This is a genomic window from Azospirillum baldaniorum (assembly GCF_003119195.2).
GTDB classification, from domain to species: Bacteria; Pseudomonadota; Alphaproteobacteria; order Azospirillales; family Azospirillaceae; genus Azospirillum; species Azospirillum baldaniorum.
Map to the genome: position 1 here is coordinate 619,949 of NZ_CP022254.1, position 17,732 is coordinate 637,680.

16 protein-coding genes and 1 tRNA gene are annotated in these 17,732 nt (G+C 70.0%); 7 read left to right on the forward strand and 10 right to left on the reverse strand.

Annotated elements, in window-relative coordinates; translation table 11 throughout:
• Positions 1–609 carry a glutathione peroxidase gene (locus Sp245p_RS17245; protein WP_014197395.1) on the reverse strand — a complete coding sequence of 203 codons (609 nt, stop codon included), beginning with the start codon at positions 607–609 and terminating at the stop codon, positions 1–3.
• A 179-nt stretch (positions 610–788) separates the two neighbouring features.
• On the opposite strand from Sp245p_RS17245, the gene Sp245p_RS17250 reads away from it, so the two are divergent.
• Both Sp245p_RS17250 and Sp245p_RS17255 read left to right on the forward strand, forming a co-directional pair.
• Positions 789–1,940, forward strand: coding sequence for an MFS transporter (locus Sp245p_RS17250; protein ID WP_014197396.1), 1,152 nt, complete (start codon positions 789–791; stop codon positions 1,938–1,940).
• A gap of 362 nt (positions 1,941–2,302) precedes the next feature.
• The gene (locus tag Sp245p_RS17255) at positions 2,303–2,536 is read left to right on the forward strand and encodes a hypothetical protein (protein WP_014197397.1); all 234 of its coding nucleotides are present in this window, start codon (positions 2,303–2,305) and stop codon (positions 2,534–2,536) included.
• A gap of 4 nt (positions 2,537–2,540) precedes the next feature.
• On the opposite strand, the gene Sp245p_RS17260 is transcribed toward Sp245p_RS17255, so the two are convergent.
• Positions 2,541–5,189 (reverse strand): DUF3772 domain-containing protein, encoded by a 2,649-nt coding sequence (locus tag Sp245p_RS17260; protein WP_109138705.1) that lies wholly within the window; start codon positions 5,187–5,189, stop codon positions 2,541–2,543.
• A gap of 277 nt (positions 5,190–5,466) precedes the next feature.
• Here Sp245p_RS17260 and Sp245p_RS17265 point away from each other — a divergent pair, with 277 nt between their 5' ends.
• Entirely contained in the window at positions 5,467–5,649 is a 183-nt protein-coding gene (locus tag Sp245p_RS17265; protein ID WP_014197401.1) for a hypothetical protein, read from the forward strand.
• 438 nt (positions 5,650–6,087) lie between these two features.
• Here the strand turns inward: Sp245p_RS17265 and Sp245p_RS17270 are convergent, their stop codons facing one another.
• The gene (locus tag Sp245p_RS17270; RefSeq protein ID WP_129557186.1) at positions 6,088–6,279 is read right to left on the reverse strand and encodes a hypothetical protein; all 192 of its coding nucleotides are present in this window, start codon (positions 6,277–6,279) and stop codon (positions 6,088–6,090) included.
• Between the two features lie 212 nt (positions 6,280–6,491).
• Between Sp245p_RS17270 and Sp245p_RS17275 the strand changes: the two genes are divergently transcribed.
• From Sp245p_RS17275 to Sp245p_RS35790, 3 genes are all read left to right on the forward strand, one after another.
• Complete coding sequence (locus tag Sp245p_RS17275) at positions 6,492–6,698, forward strand: hypothetical protein (protein ID WP_041812279.1); 207 nt, start codon at positions 6,492–6,494, stop codon at positions 6,696–6,698.
• Positions 6,695–7,006 (forward strand): hypothetical protein, encoded by a 312-nt coding sequence (locus tag Sp245p_RS17280; RefSeq protein WP_014197406.1) that lies wholly within the window; start codon positions 6,695–6,697, stop codon positions 7,004–7,006. The genes Sp245p_RS17275 and Sp245p_RS17280 overlap by 4 nt, the downstream gene beginning before the upstream one ends.
• 66 nt (positions 7,007–7,072) lie before the next feature.
• Positions 7,073–9,247 carry a hypothetical protein gene (locus Sp245p_RS35790; protein ID WP_246119789.1) on the forward strand — a complete coding sequence of 725 codons (2,175 nt, stop codon included), beginning with the start codon at positions 7,073–7,075 and terminating at the stop codon, positions 9,245–9,247.
• 116 nt (positions 9,248–9,363) lie between these two features.
• Here Sp245p_RS35790 and Sp245p_RS17290 read toward each other — a convergent pair.
• The 3 genes from Sp245p_RS17290 to Sp245p_RS17300 all read right to left on the reverse strand — a co-directional run bounded on the left by Sp245p_RS17290 (position 9,364) and on the right by Sp245p_RS17300 (position 12,303).
• A tRNA-Leu gene (locus Sp245p_RS17290) sits at positions 9,364–9,450 on the reverse strand.
• Between the two features lie 257 nt (positions 9,451–9,707).
• On the reverse strand, positions 9,708–10,700 hold the full coding sequence (locus tag Sp245p_RS17295) for an alpha/beta hydrolase fold domain-containing protein (protein WP_014197410.1): 993 nt from the start codon (positions 10,698–10,700) through the stop codon (positions 9,708–9,710).
• A gap of 178 nt (positions 10,701–10,878) precedes the next feature.
• Positions 10,879–12,303, reverse strand: a complete 1,425-nt coding sequence (locus Sp245p_RS17300; protein ID WP_014197412.1) for an FAD/NAD(P)-binding protein — start codon at positions 12,301–12,303, stop codon at positions 10,879–10,881.
• 286 nt (positions 12,304–12,589) lie between these two features.
• Between Sp245p_RS17300 and Sp245p_RS17305 the strand changes: the two genes are divergently transcribed.
• The gene (locus Sp245p_RS17305; protein WP_246119790.1) at positions 12,590–13,501 is read left to right on the forward strand and encodes a C-terminal binding protein; all 912 of its coding nucleotides are present in this window, start codon (positions 12,590–12,592) and stop codon (positions 13,499–13,501) included.
• Positions 13,502–13,511: 10 nt separating this feature from the next.
• On the opposite strand, the gene Sp245p_RS17310 is transcribed toward Sp245p_RS17305, so the two are convergent.
• From Sp245p_RS17310 to Sp245p_RS17325, 4 genes are all read right to left on the reverse strand, one after another.
• Complete coding sequence (locus tag Sp245p_RS17310) at positions 13,512–14,582, reverse strand: malate/lactate/ureidoglycolate dehydrogenase (protein WP_014197414.1); 1,071 nt, start codon at positions 14,580–14,582, stop codon at positions 13,512–13,514.
• 2 nt (positions 14,583–14,584) lie between these two features.
• Positions 14,585–15,826, reverse strand: a complete 1,242-nt coding sequence (locus tag Sp245p_RS17315) for a threonine synthase (RefSeq protein ID WP_014197415.1) — start codon at positions 15,824–15,826, stop codon at positions 14,585–14,587.
• Between the two features lie 175 nt (positions 15,827–16,001).
• Positions 16,002–16,898, reverse strand: a complete 897-nt coding sequence (locus Sp245p_RS17320) for an ABC transporter permease (protein WP_014197416.1) — start codon at positions 16,896–16,898, stop codon at positions 16,002–16,004.
• Entirely contained in the window at positions 16,895–17,728 is an 834-nt protein-coding gene (locus Sp245p_RS17325) for an ABC transporter ATP-binding protein (protein WP_014197417.1), read from the reverse strand. Before Sp245p_RS17325 ends, Sp245p_RS17320 begins: the two co-directional genes overlap by 4 nt.
• Positions 17,729–17,732 lie beyond the last annotated feature (4 nt).

Here is a 17,732-nt window from a genome sequence, read left to right on the forward strand (position 1 = left end):
TTACGGCTTAGCAGAGGGCTGGGCCAGCGCCTTGTCCACGGCCGCGGTCAGGGTGGCGGAGTCCGGCGTGACCGAACTGCCGAACCATTCCAGCAGGCGTCCGTCGCGGCCGATCAGGATCTTGTGGAAGTTCCAGCGCGGCACGCCCTGCGGCCCGGTGACCGCCGCCGCCCAGCGGTAGAGCGGGTGGGCCTGCGGTCCGGTGACGGACTGCTTCTCCATCAGGGGGAAATCGACGCCGTAGTTGAGTTCGCAGAAGGAGGCGACCTGGGCGTTGCTGCCGGGCTCCTGCCCGCCGAAATCGTTGCTCGGCACCCCCAGCACAACCAGCCCGCGGTCGCGCCGTCCCGCCCAGAGCGTCTGCAGCCCCTCATACTGGCCGGTGTAGCCGCATTGCGACGCCGTGTTGACCAGCAGCACCGCCTTGCCCCGGAAGGCATCGGGCGCGAGCGTGCCGCCGTCGATGGCCGGCAGGGGCAGCGCCGCCCAGTCGAGCGCGTCGGCCGCCGCCGCCGCGCTGGGGACGGCCGCGGACAGCGTCAGGACGGCGGACAGCATCACGGAAACGGATCGGGCGGCGGATTGGGCGGCATCGCGGATCGTCGGCATGGTGGTCTCCCGGTCGGCGGCTCTGGTCGGTACGGCCTTGTCCTATACGGCGGTCGAGGCGTGTCGGATCATGCACGCGCATGGGTGCCATGGCCATCTTGCCGTGCGTCGGACGGCCGCACCTGCTTTAGGGTTGTCCCCCCGCCCGCCCCAGACCATAGACCGGCCGACGCCCTCCCATGCGCCTTCTCATCCTGATGCTCGGCCTCGCCGGTTTCGCGAGCGCCTTTTCGCTGCGGACCACCGACCCGATGCTGACCGTCATCGCGTCGGACCTCGGCATCGGCGTGGCCGAGGCGGCCCTGCTCTCCTCCGCCTACACCCTGCCCTACGCAGCGATGCAGTTGATCCTGGGACCGGTGGGCGACGCCATCGGCAAGACCCGGCTGATCCGCCTGTCGCTGGTCGTCCTGACCATCGGCGTGGCGCTGTCGGCGGTGGCCCCCGGCTACTACACCGTTCTGGCCTCGCGGATGCTGGCCGGCGCCTTCGCCGGGGGAATCATCCCGGCCTCCATGGCGCTGATCGGCGACCGGGTGGTCTACACGGAGCGGCAGTTCGCCATCAGCCGTTTCCTGCTGGCGGTGATCCTCGGCCAGATGTCCGGTTCCGCGGTGGCCGGCGCCCTGTCGGAGGTGGCGGGCTGGCGCACCGTCTTCGCCCTGGCCGCCGTGGTGACCGGACTGATCGCCCTGACCGCCGCCCTCCTCCTGAAGGGCGAGCGGGAGGAGCGGCATCCCCTGTCCATGGCTGACGCGCGGGCGCGCTACGCCTCCGTCCTGGCGAATCCGGTGTCGGTCTGGGTGTTCGCGACGGTGGCGGCGGAAGGGCTGCTGATCTTCGGCGTCTTCCCCTTCGTCGCCCCCATGCTGTCCCGCCACGGGGCGGAGGGCGCGTTCGAGGCCGGGGTGACGCTCGCCGCCTTCGCCATCGGCGGAGTCGTCTACAGCTTCATCGTGCGGCGCCTGCTCGGCACGCTCGGCCAATGGGGGATGATGGGGGCCGGCGGTCTGGTGGCCGGCGGCTCCTATCTGGCGATGCTCGCCCCGGTGCCCTGGCCGGTGGTGTCCCTGCTGTTCCTGGTCGCCGGATTCGGCTTCTACATGCTGCACAACACCATGCAGACCCAGGCGACGGAGCTGTCGGCGACGGCGCGTGGGTCGGCGCTCGCCCTCTTCGCTTCCTCCTTCTTCCTGGGACAGGGGATCGGGCCGGTGGTCTACGGGGCGGTCGCCGATCGGGTCGGCCTGCCCGCCCTGTTCCTGTTCGGCGGCGTGCTGACCATGCTGCTGGGCGTCGGAGCGGTGCGGCTGATCCGCCGTCCGGCGTGATGGGCAGGCGTGACGGCTCGGCCCGACTGATATTTCAATATTTCGGATATCCCCAGATTCTGTGGATAACTCTGTTGGCGAATCGAGGGGTAACCGAAGGGACAGGCGGCCCCTCAAGGGGTCGGGCAGAAATGCCTGATTTTTAGGCACATTAGAAAACCGCGCCGATCAAGGATTTTTCGCGCGCCGGGCTTGCTTTCGCGCCCGGCCCGGCGCCTGCCCCGCCCGGCAACGGGAGTCAAGCGAAGGATGCACTCCCCTGTGAACAACTTTCCTTGACAGGGCCTGCGGGCCACGGCAAAGCGCTGCTCCCGGCGCCGAGACGACTTGCGCGCCACCGGTCCGTGGGGCACTCTGGCGCCATGTTCACCGTCAGCGAAAGCGAAGCCGAAACGATCCGCCGGGCCTTCCACGACCGCGGCGAATGGTCCGCAGTGGTGGAGTTGCGCCGGCTGTTCCCGGTCTTCGCCAACAACCCGGAGGCGCTGCGCTGCGTGCGCGCCATCGCCGGCTGGCAACCCCTCCCCGCCCCTGCCGCGGCCCCGCCCAAGGTGACCCAGTTGCGGCGCCGCAAGCCGGCGGAGCCGCAGCCCTAAGTCGTCAGGTGGCGGTGCGCGGTCCGCGGTCGCTGAGCGTGTCGGCCAGCGGCACGACCTTGCCGCCGTCGGCGACCACCTGAAGCTCCGGCACGCCGCCGGACTGGGCGCGGCGCTCGGCCAGGAGGACCTCCAGCATCGCCTCGACCTTCGGCATGTGGACGGTCTGCTGGTCGAAGGGCATCTGGATGCCCTGTTCGCGGAACTGTTCCAGGATGCGCATGCGCAGCTCGTTGCGCACCGGGATGATGTGCTCGGTGTTGGCGACGAAGCAGCGCAGCTCGAACTCCGGCCCGCTCGGCCCGAAGTCGCGGAACATCACCACCGGCTCCGGGTTGCGCAGCACCTGGGCGTGGCCGTAGCCGATCCTCAGCAGCAGCGCGTAGACCTGCCGGGCGTCGGTGTCGTAGGTGATGCGGACCTTGATCTCGATGCGGGTGGTCTTGTCCTTGAGCGTCCAGTTGACCACCGACTTGGAGATGAACTCCGAGTTCGGGATGATGACGGAAGCGCGCTGGAAGGTCTGGATCTCCGTCGCGCGCACGCTGATCCGGCGCACCGTGCCTTCCAGCCCGTTGACGACCACCCAGTCGCCCACCTTCACCGGCCGCTCGACCAGCATGATCAGGCCGGAGATGAAGTTGCTGACGACGTTCTGCAGGCCGAAACCGATACCGACCGACAGGGCGGACGCGATCATGGCGAGGCTGGACAGGTCGAGCCCCAGCGTGCCGACTGACATCAGCACCGCCATGGTGGTTCCGAGATAGCCCACACCCATGCGGATGGAGTTGCGCACGCCGTCGTCCATGTTGACGCGGCCGAGGATGCGCTCGTCGAGCTGGCGCTGGATGAAGCGGGTCACCGCGACGACGACGCCCAGCACCATCAGCGCCGACATGATGTCGCCCGGCGCGATGCGCACGCCGCCCACGGTGACGCCGCTGAGGAAGCCGTCGGCCAGCCCCTTCATCTCCGACAGGGTCATGCCGGTCAGCGGCAGCAGGAAGAAGGCCGCCACGGTCAGCAGCAGCCCGTCGATCACCGTCCGTCCGGCCTGCCCCAGCATCCGCCGGCCGCGGTCGGTGGCGATCACGATGTCGCGCACCTCGGCCACCTGCCCACTGCCGCGCTCCAGCAGGACGCACAGCAGCTCGCGCAGGACGCCGCGCGCCACCAGCAGGACGCCGCCGATGATGAGCGTGGTTAGCATCAGCTTCGAGGCGTAGATCGCACCGACCAGATAGCCGGCGCCCGAGGCAACCAGCGAGGCGAGCGCCACCGCGCCGATCAGCAGACGCAGACGCAGCCCGACGACCCGTGGGCGGGCGGGCGGCACGTCCTCCGCCTCGGCGGCAGCAGGGGTCGCGGCCGGCGGTGGCAGGGTGACGTCCACTGCGGCCCCGGGCATCGGCTCCGGGCATCCGCAATCGTCGGTCTCCTCCGCGTCGGGCGGCGGGGCGGCCAGCCAGAGGTGATCGGGGTAGAGGAACAGCAGCGACACGGCGATCAGCGCCATGGTGCCGAAGCCGGTGATTGACCGCAGCTCCGGCGGGGTGAACATCCCCTCCGACAAAGCGATGCCGGTACCGGCCAGGGCCAGCCCGATCATGACGAGCGGGACGCGGCGGACCAGACGGCGCGCGCTGTCCGGGTCGAGGTTGGCGAGCTGCCAGGACGGATGGTCGGGCGCCAGGGTGGCGCGGGCGACGCCGGTGACCAGGAAATAGGCGGTCAGGCCGCCCGACACCCCGACCACCAGAGCGGTCAGCGGACCGGCATCGGCGGCGTCGCGCAGCAGCCCGACCAGGGCGCCGCTCAGCACCAGCGTCGGCACCAGCGGCACCAGACAGCGGGCCAGCGCCTCCACCGCCATCGCCACCACCCGCTGGCGGTAGCTGGGCCGCTCCTCCAGATCGCGGTGGCCGTAGCGGCGCAGCAGCACCCGGCGCACCGGCCAGGCGACCAGGAACAGGACAGCGGCGAGCGCGCCCAGACCGTACAGGCGACCGCGCCACTCGTCGTCGCCCATGACGATGCCGAAGGCCCGCCCGATGCGCTCCTGCACATAGGCGGTCTGCTCGGGCAGGGCGGCCCAGGTGGCGGGCAGCAGCGGCACCGGGCCGCGCCGGACGATCTGCTCGGTGAGCTGGGTCATGCGCTGGTCGGCGGCGGTGCGCAGCAGGATGTCGGCGCGGGTGACGATCAACTCGGTCTGCTTGGTCCGCCCTTCCGCCTCGCCGATGGTCTGGGTCAGGCGCTTGCGCTCCGCGGCGATCCCCGCCTCCTCCGGCGGAGCGCCCTGGGCCGGCGGCGGACCCAACGCGTCCAGCATGCGCTGGGCGGTGTCGCGGGCCGCCGCCGCCGCCGCGCCGGCTTCCCGGACCTCATGCTGGATCTTCGCCAGATCGGCGCGCAGGGTCTCATATTCCGTGTTCGCCAGATCACCCCCGGCGATGCGGTTGGCCGCCCTCTCCAAGGCGTTCTGCCATTGCGGCAGCTTGGTCTTGAAGTCCGCCGCCGCCTCCGCCGCCGGAGCGGCGGACTGGGCCAGGGCCGATGGAACGACGGCACCCGCCGCAAGCGCGCCACACAGCATCAGGGCTGCCAGAAGCCGGCCGATCCGGCAGCGGAAGGCGGAGGAGGTCTGCATCACCGTTCGGAGTCTCTTGTTGGCGAATGGCTGCGGTTCCGGCGAACCGGGAAAAGGGATACCTATACTCTTCGGTGTCGCGGCAAAAGTATGGCACGCCGTGTCACCAGGATGTGACAGAGAGGTTCGGAAGCGCGCATCCGTTCGCGGGGGCCAGGGCGAGGCGCCGGTCCCGGGGTCCGCTGTTTCATGCGCCTGCCCGCCGATTGAGCATGGCGTGGTTGCGTGTCTTGATGATACAGGTTGCGTATCGTCGCTTCATACGCACGTCATCATCATGGCCGGCCTGACCGACATCGACCGCACCCTCCTCCGCACCGCGCTGAAGGCCGCAAAGCGCAACGACGTCCCGTCCGTCGGGATGCCGACCGAGACGCTGGAACGGCTTCTGGAGTATCTGGCAGTCCTTGAAGGGACGCAGTCCGGCGCGCAGTCCGAAGGCGCCCCGGGGTCAAACTGACCCTTCAACCATTGCCTGGCCGGCAATGGCAGGACGTCTCACCCCGGCGTTACATACTATCGTATGCCTACCAACCGGCGCCGAACCTGCGCAGTCGCTGAACGGTACGTTGTGACATTGAATTCGAGTCGCAACCGATGCTCGACTAACCCTATCGAACGGAGTAAGACTTTGGGACCCACTCCTTCAGGCGGACGATCCACTTGTGCCAGTTTGCCACACCGGAATGCGGTCACGCCTGTCGCGCGATCAGGCTCGTCCGCGAACACAGCCGCGGACCCGTGGGGTTGGACGCGCGCGCCTATCTGATTCGGGTCGAGCGTCGGCTCATGCAGTTCCATTGCGGCGCTCCGCTGGGCATTCCAACGGAGGTGGCGCCGCCCCGCGAGGCCGCCGAGTAACCGGCCGTCACCCTCGCGTACCCCCAGTCCCGTCCGCTCAATCCCGCCCGCTGGGGGCATCGGAACGGCCCCGGTCCGGCTCGCGGCCCCGTTCCCCCTCCCCCTGACGGCCCTTATCCGTCGCCTCGTCGCGTTCGCGCTGACGCTGCCATTGATCGAACTTCTCGGGATCGGTCACCAGATCGATGACGGACGGCTTCCGGTTGCCGTCGTCGCGCTGTGCGGGCATGAACACCTCCATCGCTGCGCCACACCTGTCCTTTTGCACATCAACAGCGCAAAGGGCCCGGCGCACCAAGCCCCGCAAGGGGAGAACCCCACAAGCACAGCCTTGCTCCTTTGGCGTCCGGTTTTTGACACAGCACACCCCCGCCCGAATCCTTAGCCTGCGACAGCGATCAAGACACAGTCGGGGGCGGAATGCTGCGGTTGGGAACACGGGTGAGGTTTGCGGGCCAGGAGGCCCTCGTCGTTGCACGGACCCTTGCCGGTGAGCCGACCTACGACATCCGTCTGGCCGACGGCCGTCTCATCAAATACGCCGCCGAAAGCGACCTGGAACCGATCGAGGGGGACGGGTCCGCACCCCCGCCCGCCTCGGCGCGGCCATCCGGCGACGGCGGCTCCAACCAGGGGGGCATGCAGTGACCCGCGACGACTTCCCCTATTCGCTCCAGCCCTACGCGATGCCGGATAACGGCGGCGACGGCGCGCAGCCGTCCGACGCCTGGACCCTGGTACTGTTCCGCGCCGCCGACGAGGCGGAACGCCTGTGGTTTCGCGACCATGGATTCGTCATGGAGGGCCGCCGGTGGGTCCGCCATGCCCCTGTCCCGGACAGCGGTGCCGAGACGCCGACCTCCGGCGATTCGTCCGAGGACGAGGACTTCGGCGATCGTGAGTCCGACGACAAGGCGCCGGGCACCGGCGGTCCCGCTCCGGACGTCGCCGCCTGATCTTCCGTTCCGGCGTCCGCGGCCTTTTCCAGTGCCGGCGCCCCTGTTCGCGGACACGCACGCCCCATGCCCGACAGCCTCGACTTCGACCGGAACGACCTTGGTCCAAACGCACCCGGGCAGAACCATCTGAGCCCCGGCGATCTGAACCGGCCCGCTCCCTCCCCATCCGCGCCCCCTTCCGCATCGCCGTCCACCGTTCCGCAGACCGCCCTGATCCGGCGGCTGCGCCGGGCGGCCTCCGGCAACGTGCCGGCGCCGGAAGGGGTGACGCTCCGTCAGGCCCAGCAGCGCGACGTCATGGTCGGCGCCCATCTGACCCTGAGCATCGATTGGGCGACGGAGGTCGAGGTCCGGCTGGGGGCGGAGATGGTGCGCTTCGCCATCTACTGCCGCAACGCCGCCGAACTGAACGCGACGCTGGCCCGCGACCTGGACGCCGAGGCGGCTTCGCTGGAAACGGCCCACCGCTTCGCCACGCTGCTCGGCCCGCTGGACGAGCGGGTGGAGGCGATGTCCGCGGCGGAGGAGCCGTTGCCGCCCCTGCCGTCGCTGCGTGGTCCCTACTATCTGCATGAGGTCTGCACCGGTTGCGACGGCGGCGGGGTGCGGGCCTGCGGCGGCGACGGCTGCCGCGGCGGCAAGATTCGTTGCACCCACAGCGCGACCGCCGAGGCGCCGGATTGCCCGGACTGCGGCGGACGCGGCCAGCACCGCTGCCCGGTCTGCGCGGGCGAGGGTGTGGTCGCCTGCGAGACCTGCGGAGGGGTCGGGCAGTTCACCCACATCCACCACCCCCGCCTGACGGCGCACCCCTCCTACAGCCTGACCGCCCCGCCGGACGCCCCGGCGGCGGTGCGAATGGCGCTGGAGGAGGCCGGTTTCGCCGGCTTCGCGGCGCTCGCCAACCCCGCACCCGCCACGGTGCGCCATTCCGGCACGCAGCTTCTCTACCAGGGCAGCGGCACGCTCACGGTGGTCGCGCTGTCCTGGGACTGCGACGGCGTGCCGTTCGAGGTGGAAACCGTCGGTCCGGACACCGACTCCGCGCCCCTCCCCCCCTTCCTCGACACGGTGCTGGCCCCGGTGCTGGCGCGCATCGCGGCGCTGCCACCCGCCGACGCCTTCGCCCTGGCCGGCGCCTACCGCCTGACCCGCTCCATCGCCGAGGCGGTGCTGGATGGCCGGGAACCGGACACCGCGGCGATCGTGGCCGACCATGAGGGCTGCGTCAGCCCCGCCTTCGTGAAGGAAACCGCCGCCGTGCTGGCGGAGCGGTTCGCCGAGACCAGCCGCACCGCCGTGTCACGGAGTTGGATCGCCGCGGCGGGGCTGCTCGCCCTGGTCCTGCTTCTCGTGGCGGGCGTGGATGGTCCGGCTCTGCTGACCGGCGCGACGCCCGAGCAGCCGGCCCCGGCGGGGCTGCGGCTGGGCTGGGACATCGGGATTCCCATCGCCGCCGGGCTGGGCCTGTGGGCGCTGGTGCGCGGGGTGGTGCGCGGGGCGCTGGCCGCCGCCTTCGGCGGGCCGGTCCGTGCGCCGGATCAGGGGTCCTGGCCGCTCGTCCTGCTGTCCGCCGCGGCGGCGGTCCATCTCGGCCTGCTGACCCTGTGGAACGGAGGGCCGGGGTTCAGCCGGCTGAACCATCGGCTGGACGTGGAAGCGATCAACCAGGGACGCGCGCCGATGCCCACCCCGCGCGTGCTGACTCCGGAGGAGCGAATCATGGCCGCCCAGCGGGCGCTGGCCCGGCTGGGGCGCTACGACGGGGCGATTGACGGCAAGATGGGCGAAGGCACCCGGACGGGTCTTGCCAGCCTGACCGGACTGGTCGACACGCCGCCGGGTGTGGCGCCCGAAGACCCGCTGGAATTGGCGGTGGCCATCGCCGCCGACCGCGTGGCGGTCAACGTCCGGACTCCGGAGCTTCTGGTCGGGCCGGGCTGGAGCAACGCCTCCCGCCTGCGCATGAAGCACGACGACCAGCCGATGGTCGCCGGGGCCTTCCTTGGGGCGCTGGCCGCATCGGGCACGGAGCGAGCGGCAGCGGGTCAGGAATGGGTTTCGGGAGACGGCTTGCGTTCCGGATTGATCACCGTGACGGGCCGCATCGCCGACCCGAAGGACCGCGGGCGCCTGTGCTTCGCGCTGACCCACGTCGTGACCACGCCGGCCGGCCGGGACGCCGGCGCGCCGCTGCGCACCTGCCGGACCGCCGGAAACTGGACCCTGGAGGAATGAGGCCTGGAAGAATGGGAAGCGAGATCAAGGAAAGGACCCGCTGCAGGCGGGCATGAAAAAGGGGCCTGAGAAGGCCCCGATTTTCGTATCCATCCGGCGATCCGCCGAAGGAAAGATGGTGCGGTCGAGAAGACTCGAACTTCCACAGCATTTCTGCCACAGCGACCTCAACGCTGCGCGTCTACCAATTCCGCCACGACCGCGACTTCATCATTCGAATGGACTGGGCACAACGGCTCAAACCATTGAATTTCTTTACTTTCCTAGGCCGGACGTTACGCGGCGCCGCGTCGGAATGCAACAACTTTCTCATGTTGAGAGCACCCCGACGACAGGCCGCATCGGCCCGCACGCGCACCCTTCCGTGCGCGCCGCGCCCTGTTATCGCATTCCCAGGGGATAAGCAAGCGGCTTGCGTTCACAGCCCGCTCACGGTGCCGCCGCGAGACGCGCAACGGGTTCAGGAGTCCAGATGACGGCGCACCGCATCGGCGGCCTGCAGAACGGCACGGTGGGCCTGATCGACCAGACGGGTCATGGTGGCGAAGGAGTGGGGAAGCCCATCATGGACGGCGAGGCGATGGGAAACGCCCGCTTCGGCCAGCCGCTCCGCCAGACGGAGGGAGTCGTCGCGCAGGCAGTCGAGATCCGCCGCCAGCAGAAGCAGAGACGGCAGCCCGCGGAGGTCGGCCAGCAAGGGCGCGGCGCGGGGGTCGTCGGGGGGGGCCGCGCCGCCGAGATACTGACCCCAGTACCAGCGCATCCGCGCCGTCGTCAGGCCGTACCGCCCATCGCCGAACCGACGGTGCGACACGGTGTCGAAGTCATGCGCGAACATGCCGTAGAACAGCAGCCCGAACGACACCCGCGGCTCCCCCGGCGCACGGGCGGCGAGGGCGAGGCCAAGCGCGAGGTTGGCCCCGGCGGAGTCGCCGCCAACCGCGATCCGGGCCGCGTCGATCCCATGCTCCGCCCCAACCGCGGCAACCCAATGCAGGGCCGCCAGCGCCTCCTCATGCTGGTGCGGGAAGCGGCGCTCCGGCGCCAGACTGTAGCGCACCGCGCAGACCACGGCGCCGCTGTGCAGAGCGAGCAGCCTCAGCAGCCGGTCGTGGGTGTCCACGCTGTTCACGACGAAGCCGCCGCCATGGAAATAGACCAGGACGGGCAACCTCGCGGCGCCGCGGTCGGCCGGGCGGTAGAGGCGCAACGCCAAAGGGCCGGCGGGACCGGCCGCGGCCACCTCCGTCACATCGACGGCAAGCGGCGCGGGACCGTTCAGAAAGGCGTGATAACGCTCCGCCGCCGCACGGGCTTCGGCGAGAGGAAGACTCAAGGGATCGGCGGGAGCGGCGCCGAGACGGGCGGCCGCCTCGTTCATCGCGATGACCTGAGGGTCCAGGCATTCCGTCGTGGGCTGCACGGTTGTGGGCCGCAAGATGGTGTCCGGCATGACATCCTCCTTCTCAACCGAAGCGACGGCGGACAACCGCGCGGACCGGGAGCGGTGCCGGCAATCGGGAAAGCCTCCGGCCGCCGGGCGGAAATCAACACTGGGCGCCATGATAGACATTTTAAATCTACCATGCAAATAGGTTTATTTGATCTTTAATCACATGCAGAAAATGTCTTTATGCGGAAAGGCGTTTCCTCACGTTCCGGCGGACGAGGGCCAACGCAGCGTCGGCGCATTGGCTACGCAGTTCGGGCACCGCGGTCATCTCCCAGAATGGTGCCCGGCTGACCGGTCCGAGCGCGAAGAGGCGGTCGGTCACCGCCCCACCCTCGCCGATCAATGCCCCCTCCTCGGTGACGTCGAGGCCGAGGCGCAAGGGGTCGGGACGGGCCAGCCCCTGCTGAAGCAAGGCGCGCATCAGCGGATGGCGGATGCGCCCGAAGTCGCATTCGGTGCCGGTCGCGTTGACGATGGCGCCGACTGTGCGTGTCCAGAGCGCGTCTTCGGCGCCCCGCGCGCGGACCGTCGCCTCCACCCCCTCGGGGGTCAAGGCTAGAGCCTGAAGGCGCCCGGCCCGGACGGTCAGCCGCCCGTTCTCGCGCAGCGCCTCGATCCGGGCGGCCACCTCCGGCGCCATGCGGTGGCGGTGCACCTCCCAGTATGGCCGGGCGTGGCGCAGGAAGCGCTGCCGCTCCTCCAGCGGCAGGTGCTTCCAGATCAGAGGGTGGAAGGGCCGCAGGGAGTCAAAGGCGGCGCGCCAGTCCAGCCCCTCCTCCCGCGCGCGGCGGACGTCGGCCTTCAGGGCGATCAGCACGTCCAGCACCGTTCCGGGCATCGTCTGGGGATGGACGAAGCTCTTGAAGGGCCGCGTCTCCAGATGGGTGGTGGGCAGCAGTCCGCGACGCGACAGCGCCAGGATCGGACCACGGTGGCCCTGATTCTCCAGGGACAGCACCACATCGACCATCGTCAGCCCGGTGCCCAAAATCAGCACCGGCGCGTCCGGATCGATGGCGGCGATGGCCTCGCGGTTCCAGGGATCGCCGATGTAGCGCTCCGACGCGAAGACTTCCGGCGCCGCGATGCGCGGCGGCGAAGGCGGAAAATGCCCGACACAGAGCACCGCCCGGTCCACCGCGAGGCTGTCCCCGTTGGCAAGCCGCAGACGCACGCCGCTGCCGGCGGCACCGTCCAGCGCCGCATCGACCACCTCCGCCCGCACCGTGTCGAGCGTCACATGGGCGGGGGCCTCCGCCTGCGCCTCGCGCAGCACATCCTGGATGTACTCGCCGTAGAGCCGGCGTGACACGAAGGCGTGGCCGCTGGGCGGCACGTCGCCGCCGAGGTCCTTCGCCCACAGCCAGCGCAGGAAGTGGCGCGGGTCGTCGGGATAGGCGCTCATGTTGTAGGCGCGCACGTTCAACAGATGCGCCGCGCTGTCGGTGGAATAGGCCAGCCCGGTGCCCAGCGTGCCGGCGCGCTCGATCAGATGGATGCGCGTCGGCTCCTCCGCCTTGCGCAGAAGGTGGGCCGCCAGGATACTGCCGGTGAAGCCGGCGCCGACGATGGCGATGCTGTGCGCGGTGTCGTGGGACGGCATGCTCGTCGTTCCTCTCCCTGTGTCCAGCACCCCGCGGGGCGCCCCCGAATTGACATCATTAGAGCACCATGAATCCCTATTTAACAAGTTGGCTTTTGCCGTATCGCATGTGCTTTCATATACCACGCATCGAAAACAACTCTTGAAATTTGTTGATTTCCCTTGACCAACAGGACCCGGACCGCAGAATGACCATGGGCAAGCGTGCACCCTTCGTCGTCGGAATCACCGACCACATGATCCCCCGCCGGACCTTGAGGCGGCGGTTCTGGACGGCTGTGCCGAGGTGGATTTCCTCGACACCCGCCGCGAGGAGGATCTGGATCCGGAGCGTCTGGCCCGGCTGGACGCGCTGCTGGTGTGGAGCACCCGCATCGGCCCAGCGACGGTGGCCAAGCTGCCGCGCTGCCGCGTCGTCGTGCGGTTCGGTGTCGGCTACGACAAGGTCGACGTGGCGGCGCTGGAGGCCGCGGGCATTCCCTTCTGCAACAATCCGGATTACGGGACGGAGGAGGTGGCCGACCACGCCGTCTCCCTGCTGCTCTCCCTGCAGCGCCGCCTGTGGGAGCATGACGCCCGCGCCCGCGGCTACAGCACGACATGGCAGGCCAACACCCTGACCCCGCTGCGGCGGTCGAGCGCGGCGACGGTCGGCGTCGTTGGCGTGGGGCGGATCGGCACCGCGGTGGTGAACCGGCTGAAGCCCTTCGGCTATCGCATCCTCGGCTACGATCCGCAGCAGCCCGCCGGGCACGAGAAGGCGGTCGGCTACCGCCGCGTCCGCCGGCTGGACGAGTTGCTGGCCGAATCCGACATCGTGACCTTCCATTGTCCGCTGACGCCGGAGACCCGCGGCCTGATCGACGCGGACTTCCTGGCGAAGCTGAAGCCCGGCGCCCTGCTGGTCAACACGGCGCGCGGCGAGATGTTCGCCGGCCTCGACCCGCTGGAGGCGGCGCTGCGCAGCGGCCACGTCGCCGCCGTCGGGACGGACGTGCTGCCGACCGAACCGCCCGCCCCTCACCCGCTGCTGGACGCGTGGCGCCGGCGGGAATCCTGGCTGGACGGCCGGCTCGTGGTCACGCCGCACAACGCTTTCCATTCCGACGAGGCGGCGATCGAGATGCGCCGCAACGCCGCCGAGACCGCCCGCCTGTTCCTGGAGGACAGGGTTCTGCGCAACCGCATCCTGCCCTGACCCCACCCGGTCAGGCCCCCAGGAAGGCCGGAACGTCGAGGCCGAGCGCGCCTCCGATCCCGTGCAGGGCGCGCACGGTGTCGGGGTCGAGCGTGATGCCGCGCTCAGCGGCCAACACCCGGCTCCGCCGCTCCGGCCCGCCGGGCACCAGCACGCCGTCACCGCCCGGCACCGGCGGGGTGTCCTGGATGTGGTCCAGCACCGCGTCGGTCAACGCCTGCCAGCCGCCGCTCCCGGCGTCGGACACCCGCGCCGGGTCGATCAGGAAGGCCAGGACGTTGTTCACCACCCGCCCCGGACGCAGGTTCTCCGGCAGGGCCGGCAGCCCGCCGGCCAAGGCCCCGGCGAGGATCTCGCAGGCCAGCGCCAGCCCATAGCCCTTATGCCCGCCAAAGGGCAGGATGGCGCCGGTCGGGTCGCGAAACATCACGCCGGGATCGCGCGTCGGCGCGCCCCGCTCGTCGATCAGCAAGCCGTCGGCGACCTCCTTGCCGGACGCGGCGGCGACGCGGCACTTGTTGGCCGCCACCGCGCTGGTCGCGAAATCCAGCAGGAAGGGCGGATGGCCCGGCGTGGCGGGAACGGCGATGCAGATCGGGTTGGTGCCCAGCCGCGGCCGCCCGCCGCCATGGGGTGCGGCCAGCGGCCGGCTGACCACGTTGACGAAGAAGACGCCGATCAAGCCGGCCGCGATGCACTGCTCGCCATAGGCGCCGACCCGCCCGATGTGGTGGGCGTTGCGCAGGGCGAGCACGCAAGCCCCGCCCGCCTTGGCCCGCGCGATGGCGAGGTCCGTCGCCTCCCGCGCGATCACCTGCCCATAGCCGACCTCCCCGTCCACCACCAGGAACGGCGCCTCGTCGCGGACGACGCGGGCGTGGCGGTTGGGTTGCAGGTGGCCCAACTCCAGGCTCTTCGCGTAGACGGCGATCTGGCACACGCCGTGGCTGGCGTGGCCGGTGGCGTCGGAGTCCACGAGGTTGGCGGCGACGATGGCCGCCTCCTCCGGGCTGCTGCCGGACCGTTGCAGGATGGCGTCGAGCAACGCCACCAGATGGTCCGCCGCGTAGGGACCACCCATCCTCAGAACACCGAATAGTCGATGGGCTGGTGGCGGTCGAGCGTCCGATGGACGGGCGGCAGCGGGTACTTCAGCCCGGTCGCGCAGTTGAACAGCACGGCGCGCTCGTCGCGGCCCACCCGCCCGTCGCCCAGCGCCTGCTTGTAGGCGGCGTAGGTGGCGGCGCCCTCCGGGCAGAGCAGGAATCCCTCCTCCCGCGCCGCCTCGTCCAGCGCCGCCTGGATGGCCTCGTCCGGCACGGCGACGGCGAAGCCGCCGCTCTCCCGCACCGCGCGCAGGATCAGGAAGTCGCCGACCGCCTGCGGCACGCGGATGCCGGACGCGATGGTGTGGGCATCCGGCCAGCGCGGCGCGTGCTCCTCCCCCGCCTCGTAGGCGCGGACCATCGGGGCGCAGCCGGCGGCCTGCACCGCAACCATGCGCGGGCGCTTGGAGCCGATGAAGCCGATGGCCTCCAGTTCGGCGAAGGCCTTCCACATGCCGATCAGGCCGGTGCCGCCGCCGGTCGGGTAAAAGATGACGTCCGGCACCTCCCAGCCGAGCTGCTCGGCCAGCTCCAGACCCATGGTCTTCTTGCCCTCGATCCGGTAGGGCTCCTTCAGGGTGGAGACGTCGAACCAGCCGGCCTTGGCCTTGCCCTCCCCCACGATCTTGCCGCAGTCGTCGATCAGCCCGTTGACGCGGTAGACCGTGGCGCCCTGGAGTTCGATCTCGGAGACGTTGACCTCCGGCGTGTCCTCCGGACAGAAGATCGTCGTCTTGATGCCGGCCCGCGTCGCGTAGGCGGCCAGCGCCGCGCCGGCGTTGCCGTTGGTCGGCATGGCCATGTGCTTGATTCCGAAGGCCTTCGCCATGGACACCGCCATGACCAGCCCGCGCGCCTTGAAGGAGCCGGTGGGCAGACGCCCCTCGTCCTTCACCAGCAGTTCCGCCGCCCCCAGCTTGGCGGCGAGCTTGGGCAGCGCGACCAGCGGGGTCACCGCCTCGCCCAGGCTGACGATGTCCTGCACCCGGCGCACCGGCAGCAGCTCGCGGTAGCGCCACAAATCCTGCGGGCGTTCGGCCAGTGCGTCCTTGGTCAGCGCGCCGCGCACCCCCTCAAGGTCGTAGCGGACGAGCAGCGGCTTGCCGGCCTTGGACAGGTTGTGGACGGTGTCGGCCTCGTACCGCTCGCCGGTGTAGGCGCATTCCAGATGCGTGACGAAGGTCGGGCGCTCGGTGGTCAGGTTGCTGTCGAAAGGCACGGATGGATTTCCTTGCTGAATAATCCCCTCTCCCGCCCCGGGAGAGGGTGCCCGCAAAGCGGGCGGGTGAGGGTCGCGCAAGGATCGAAGCACCGATCCTCGCCGACACCCTCACCCTCCCGCCGCAGAGCGGCGGGCCCCTCCCTCTCCCGGGGCGGGAGAGGGGTTTTGGTTGCTAGCGGACCATGCCCCACTTGCGGACGGTGTGGGTCTCGATCCAGCGGAAGACGACGTTCTCGACGACGAGGCCGATCAGAATGACGGTGACGAGGCCGGCGAACACCTTGTCGATGTACAGCTCGTTGCGGTTCTGGAAGATGAACCAGCCCAGCCCGCCCTTGCCCGACGAGACGCCGAACACCAGCTCCGCCGCGATCAGCGTGCGCCAGGCGAAGGCCCAGCCGACCTTCAGCCCGGTCAGGATGGCCGGAAAGGCCGCCGGAATCAGCATGGTGACGACGTAGCGGATGCCGCTCAGCCCGTAATTCCGTCCGGCCATGCGCAGCGTTTCCGACACCGAGGTGAAGCCGGCGTGGGTGTTCAACGCCAGCGGCCACAGCACGGCGTGGACCAGAACGAAGGTCAGGCTGACCGCGCCCAGCCCGAACCACAGCATGGCGATGGGCAGCAGCGCGATGGCCGGCAGCGGGTTGAACATCGAGGTCAGGGTGGACAGCACGTCGTTGCCGATGCGCGTGGACACCGCGAAGCTGGTCAGCAGCACGGCCAGCACAACGGCGATGGCATAGCCCTTCAGCAGGACCGACAGCGACACCCAGGCCATCGACAGCAGGTTCTCCCGCCAGATGCCGTCCCACAGCGCCGTGATGGTGGCGGTGAAGGTGGGGAACATCAGCGGGTTGTTCTGCCACGTCGCGGCGATCTGCCAGATCAGCGCCACCGCGGCCAGCACGGCGAAGCGGCGGAGCGCGGTGATGTTGCCGATCCGCTCCCACAGGGACAGCGGGCGGGCCACGTCGCCGATGGGGCCGGTGGTGGCGACCGTCCGTTCATACTCCGGGCGGACGGGCGGCACGCGGCGGCCTCGCGGCGCCAGGGACAGGCCGGTCATGAGCGCGGCCCCTTCACCGTTTCCACCTCGTCGGCGAACAGCATGGTGTGGATGCGCTGGGCGGTGTCCTGGAAGGCCGGGCTGCCCACCGCGAAATGGTCGTAGCCGTCGCAGTTCAGTTCCGCCTTCACCTGTCCGGGATGCGGCGACAGCACCAGGATGCGCGAGCCGACGACCAGCGCCTCCTCGATGGAGTGGGTGACGAACAGCACGGTGAAGCGCAGATCGTCCCAGAGCTGGAGCAGCTCCTCCTGCATCTTGCGGCGGGTCAGCGCGTCCAGCGCCGCGAAGGGTTCGTCCATCAGCAGAATGTCCGGCTCCATCGCCATGGCGCGGGCGATGGCGACGCGCTGCTTCATCCCACCCGACAGCATGTGCGGATGCACGTCGGCGAACTTGGACAGGTTCACCCGCGCGATGCAGTCCAGCGCCTTCTCCTCGGCCTCCCGGCGCGACGCCTTGCCGCTGGCGAGCAGCGGGAACATCACGTTCTGCTTCACCGTCTTCCAGGGTGGAAGCTGGTCGAACTCCTGGAACACCATCATGCGGTCCGGCCCCGGCCCGGTCACTGTGCGACCGTTCAGGCGGATGGCGCCCTCAACCGGCGCCAGGAAGCCGCCCACCGCCTTCAGCAGCGAGGACTTGCCGCAGCCGGACGGCCCCAGCAGGACGTAGCGCTCCGCCTGGAACACCTGGAAATCGACGCGGTAGGTCGCGGTCACCAGATGGCGGCGGGTCTTGTACTGGAGCGTCACGCCGGACACGTCCAGCAGCGGGCGTTCGGACACGCTGTCGGTGTCCACGCTGGCGGGATAGGTGAAGGCGTTCATCGGC

What these genes read in the sequence shown, in the direction of transcription:
- Sp245p_RS17250 (WP_014197396.1), top strand. Translation starts at nt 789, where the DNA reads ATGCGCCTTCTCATCCTGATGCTCGGCCTCGCCGGTTTCGCGAGCGCC.
- Sp245p_RS17255 (WP_014197397.1), top strand. Translation starts at nt 2,303, where the DNA reads ATGTTCACCGTCAGCGAAAGCGAAGCCGAAACGATCCGCCGGGCCTTC.
- Sp245p_RS17300 (WP_014197412.1), bottom strand. Translation starts at nt 12,303, where the DNA reads ATGCCGTCCCACGACACCGCGCACAGCATCGCCATCGTCGGCGCCGGC.
- Sp245p_RS17320 (WP_014197416.1), bottom strand. Translation starts at nt 16,898, where the DNA reads ATGACCGGCCTGTCCCTGGCGCCGCGAGGCCGCCGCGTGCCGCCCGTC.
- Sp245p_RS17245 (WP_014197395.1), bottom strand. Translation starts at nt 609, where the DNA reads ATGCCGACGATCCGCGATGCCGCCCAATCCGCCGCCCGATCCGTTTCC.
- Sp245p_RS17270 (WP_129557186.1), bottom strand. Translation starts at nt 6,279, where the DNA reads ATGCCCGCACAGCGCGACGACGGCAACCGGAAGCCGTCCGTCATCGAT.
- Sp245p_RS17310 (WP_014197414.1), bottom strand. Translation starts at nt 14,582, where the DNA reads ATGGGTGGTCCCTACGCGGCGGACCATCTGGTGGCGTTGCTCGACGCC.
- Sp245p_RS17295 (WP_014197410.1), bottom strand. Translation starts at nt 10,700, where the DNA reads ATGCCGGACACCATCTTGCGGCCCACAACCGTGCAGCCCACGACGGAA.
- Sp245p_RS17265 (WP_014197401.1), top strand. Translation starts at nt 5,467, where the DNA reads ATGGCCGGCCTGACCGACATCGACCGCACCCTCCTCCGCACCGCGCTG.
- Sp245p_RS35790 (WP_246119789.1), top strand. Translation starts at nt 7,073, where the DNA reads ATGCCCGACAGCCTCGACTTCGACCGGAACGACCTTGGTCCAAACGCA.
- Sp245p_RS17260 (WP_109138705.1), bottom strand. Translation starts at nt 5,189, where the DNA reads ATGCAGACCTCCTCCGCCTTCCGCTGCCGGATCGGCCGGCTTCTGGCA.
- Sp245p_RS17325 (WP_014197417.1), bottom strand. Translation starts at nt 17,728, where the DNA reads ATGAACGCCTTCACCTATCCCGCCAGCGTGGACACCGACAGCGTGTCC.